This is a genomic window from Candidatus Nanoarchaeia archaeon (assembly GCA_035290625.1).
Lineage (GTDB): Archaea > Nanobdellota > Nanobdellia > Woesearchaeales > DATDTY01 > DATDTY01.
This window is the reverse complement of the sequence record DATDTY010000053.1, coordinates 1-3,451: the sequence shown is the minus strand read 5'-3', so window position 1 is coordinate 3,451 and position 3,451 is coordinate 1. Positions and strand designations below refer to the sequence as shown.

5 protein-coding genes are annotated in these 3,451 nt (G+C 46.9%); all 5 read right to left on the bottom strand.

Annotation, left to right across the window (positions count from 1 at the left end; all coding sequences use genetic code 11):
- Nucleotides 1-632, bottom strand: a 632-nt coding sequence (gene lspA, locus VJB08_05100; protein ID HLD43332.1) for a signal peptidase II, incomplete at its 3' end; no start/stop codon positions are given.
- Complete coding sequence (locus VJB08_05095; protein ID HLD43331.1) at nt 626-1,012, bottom strand: hypothetical protein; 387 nt, start codon at nt 1,010-1,012, stop codon at nt 626-628. The genes VJB08_05095 and lspA, both read right to left, overlap by 7 nt.
- 269 nt (nt 1,013-1,281) lie before the next feature.
- Nucleotides 1,282-1,518: a hypothetical protein gene (locus VJB08_05090; protein HLD43330.1), complete on the bottom strand. Its 237-nt coding sequence runs from the start codon at nt 1,516-1,518 to the stop codon at nt 1,282-1,284.
- A 108-nt stretch (nt 1,519-1,626) separates the two neighbouring features.
- Entirely contained in the window at nt 1,627-2,643 is a 1,017-nt protein-coding gene (locus VJB08_05085; protein HLD43329.1) for a hypothetical protein, read from the bottom strand.
- A gap of 65 nt (nt 2,644-2,708) precedes the next feature.
- A complete protein-coding gene (locus tag VJB08_05080; protein ID HLD43328.1) occupies nt 2,709-3,092 on the bottom strand; it encodes a 30S ribosomal protein S8e in 384 nt (127 codons plus the stop codon).
- Nucleotides 3,093-3,451 lie beyond the last annotated feature (359 nt).

The window sequence follows — 3,451 nt, the reverse complement described above, 5'->3', positions numbered from 1 at the left end:
GCCTCAGCAGTATTCTGCAGACAATTGGAAACATACGATTTGATCGGAGTCAGCTCAAAGGTTCCGGTAATCCTCTCAGTTGCCTGCCCTGCTGACCTGATGTCAGTAACCTCTCCCTGGATAAAAAAGATGTAGAAGACGGCAAAGAGGACGGCCAGAGCAAGAACCAAAAACAGAGTCATTTGTCCTTTCCTAGTAACCGGAGATCTCTTTGGAAAAGACGCATACAAAAGCAGGACAACGCCGATGGTGAGCGCAGAGTCTGCAACATTAAATGCAGGCCAGAAGCTGAAGGAGATAAAATCAGTAACATATCCGAGAAAAACCCTATCAAGAGTATTGCCAACCGCGCCGCCCAATATGAATGCAAACCCTGCCTGATGGAGATTGTCCTTGGGAATCTTCGGATACCAAAGCAAAATGCCGAATGAGAAAACAGCTCCGATGATGAGAAAAAAAAGATTGAGGTTCTGGAAAAGGCCAAAGCTTGTTCCAGTGTTGCGAACCAGCTCAAATGACAGAAAAGAAGGAACAAGGTTGACAGGATTCCCCAGAAACGTACGTGCAATGTATTTTGATGCCTGATCCAGCACTACTGCAAGAAAAGCTACCAGAGCAAACTGCCTTACCATTGGTATTTTCGTTGCTGATTGTCAGCTCCCGCCATGCGCTCCAGATTTGCCAGGCGCTGGTTGATGCTTTCTATGCCTGCCCGCAATGCGTCAAGCTTGCTCGAGAGGATTTCTATGTCTTTTGCAAGGATGAATGAGGAATCGCTGCCAGAATATCCCATGCTTGCTCCCATGCCTGCCATGCCATGCCGAGGAAAGGACTCTGCCGGAGGGACAAGCTCCGGGGCATTCGGATATGAAAATTGTGGCCTGCCAGTATCTGCAGGCATTTCGCCAGGCATCTGCCCAAGAGATGCTCGAGGCTCTGCTCCAAGAGCTCCCAGATTGCTTAAATCAAGATCGTCTTTTTTCCAGAACATCAGCTTGCGGAAGAACGCCATCATTTCACCTCTGCAGAGAAATCAGACGTTTTTGCTATATAAAGATGTTGGTTTTTCACGGTCGCATTGAAAAGTTGCTCGCTTCGCTCGGCAGCGCCAGTACTCAAAAATGCTTCGCATTTTTGGTCGCTCCTGCGGAGCAGTTCGCCATGCGCAAGTCAGGAAGAATAGCGACATTCCCCGAAGGGGGCAACCTCCTTGTCGCTCTGCTGTCTTATTTTAAGATGGCTCACAAGAGGGCGCTGCATGACTTTTCAATGCCACCTTTTTCACCGGTCATGAAACATACCGATGCCTTCTGTAACAACATCGTCGAGAAAATCGCGGGCATTCTTAGGGAGGTCTGCCGCTGAGTCAATTATAAATCTTCGTATGCTGGCGGACGGGTCTGCAGCAAGCAGCGAACCTGAGTCTTTCTTAGTATGGTAGGCCTGAAAGGCCTTAAGGAGTTCATAGACGAAAATGGAGGACTGCTTAACATCAGTATCATATTGGGATTGCAACATATATCCCCGACTAGTAGAATAAAGGCCTGCTGCACTCATGAGTTTGGTTATAAGAGATGTAAGTTGTAAAGAGTAACGCGCTTCAGGGTCAAGTGCCATATAAATCCCCTAAAGTAAAAACTCTCCTTGGCCACCATTGCGGAACACAGAAACAGGATTTCCATTTTCATCGATATCAAGAGGTATGGGAACCGCTTTCTTCCAGGCAGTGATATGCACGCTGTTCCTGCCCTTCCAGTTCCTCAGCTCTTTTGCAAAATTGCCAATCCAAATACCCTCAAGGCTGAAGTAAGGCATATCCCGCTTATGGACATGAAAAATGCGGTTGGGATTTTTAGGAGGCGTATCTGGAACAGGCTCAGGACTTGAAAGTTTCACATCTGAAACAATAAAATGCTCCAGGTCGAAAAAATAAATAGGCCCTGAGAGATCGCCGATAAAATTATGCACCGTAGGTGGAAGTTCAGCTGCGTTTTGGCCAGCAGGTTTATAGGAATGCTCATTCATCACAACAATAAAATTCTGATAGATGCGCTGTGCAATCTCAAGTGTGCCGCTATTTGATTCAAGAACCCTTTTCTTCCTTGAGGGAGGAAGCTCAAAAGCGATTTCCCTGACTTTTTGATAGAGGTCATTGCATGATCCTTTGAGAGGCAACTCCACAACATGCAGGATAGTGTCCATGCCATACCGGCCTTCTCTGCGGCAAAAGATATCTACAGTAAAAGGCTGTTTTGGAGTATATCCCGTATCCCCACCCCTACGATGGAAGCTGGAGTACAACGAATCAGTCTCAACCACATCAAAATCACGGGAGAAGGTAAGACCAGAAGCTATGGCCTCTTTAACAAGCGAGGTAAGAGACTTTTTTGGCCCAGTGTAGGTCTCCTGACGTTTGCATGGAATACCAGGGAGTGCATTAAAATGTCCGTGCCGATAGAAATCTGTAGCCCGGTTGATGCAACCACCCTCTGGAACCACCCTAATCCCGCATTCTGGGTTTGGGCAGTAATAATGCTGCTCTCTTGCCTTGAGGGCATCCGGAAGCTGGACAATAGTGCCATCCTCATTGAGGGCCTTTGTCAGCATATGCCCATGGGCCGGGCAAGCATATTGTTCATTCATAGCGTCGGGAAAACATACGTTAGTTTATAAACATTCCTTTTTGTAACCCCTAATTAATGATGAATTTAAGAAAGTAAAACGCCGCTCACAGTCCCTTCCTGCCCTGGCCGCGAGGTAATCCTTGCCTTGCCTTTTTCTGTCTGGACTACAGTTCCTTTTGTGAGGATATTTCTCCTGACAAGGTTTGATGACGCAGGGTTCTCCAGGATTCCGGTAATCTTAACCTTAAATGTTTTCTTTGTTTTCGCATCAGAAACATTGACTATATCTGCCATAAGGAGTCGTGTCTTGGTGCCGCCGCCCTTCTGGCGATCCTGCTTGATCTTCCTTGGGCCAAACTTGGTAAACGTAGGGTTCCGTCCAGAAGCAAAATGCCTGCTGCCTTTAAGGTTCTTTCTGATGTAGGCTCCTGAAGTCGAACGCCTGGATCTGCCATGGGTGAATGCCATAAGAGGGATGAAATTGGCAAGTGTTTAAAAGGGTTATGGTTCGCGAACTGGCAGCAGCCAAGTATTGGAAGTGCGGAAAAGGCGGTGTCTTAGGCAAATCGGAATCTTACAGGAGTTTCTGCCAAGCGGTAAATTAAACTTTTCAAGTTCAGTTGGGCTGCCTCGCAAAAGGGGCGGCACCCTTCCCTTTGCAAAAAGTAGGGTTAACAACTTAGCAGCTGTGCTATCCTGAAAGTATTTCCCTTCGATAGCTTAATTCGTTTCATGTTTATTAAGCCTCCTTTTTCATCTTCCTGACAAATGCCTGCTCTGGAGTTTCCAGAATCTCGAAGCGTAAGCTTCGATGCGGTCTTACCTCG

Bases quoted from the DNA above. Each gene is read 5' to 3' on its own strand.
- VJB08_05095 (HLD43331.1), bottom strand. From the start codon at position 1,012: ATGGCGTTCTTCCGCAAGCTGATGTTCTGGAAAAAAGACGATCTTGAT.
- VJB08_05090 (HLD43330.1), bottom strand. From the start codon at position 1,518: ATGTTGCAATCCCAATATGATACTGATGTTAAGCAGTCCTCCATTTTC.
- VJB08_05085 (HLD43329.1), bottom strand. From the start codon at position 2,643: ATGAATGAACAATATGCTTGCCCGGCCCATGGGCATATGCTGACAAAG.
- VJB08_05080 (HLD43328.1), bottom strand. From the start codon at position 3,092: ATGGCATTCACCCATGGCAGATCCAGGCGTTCGACTTCAGGAGCCTAC.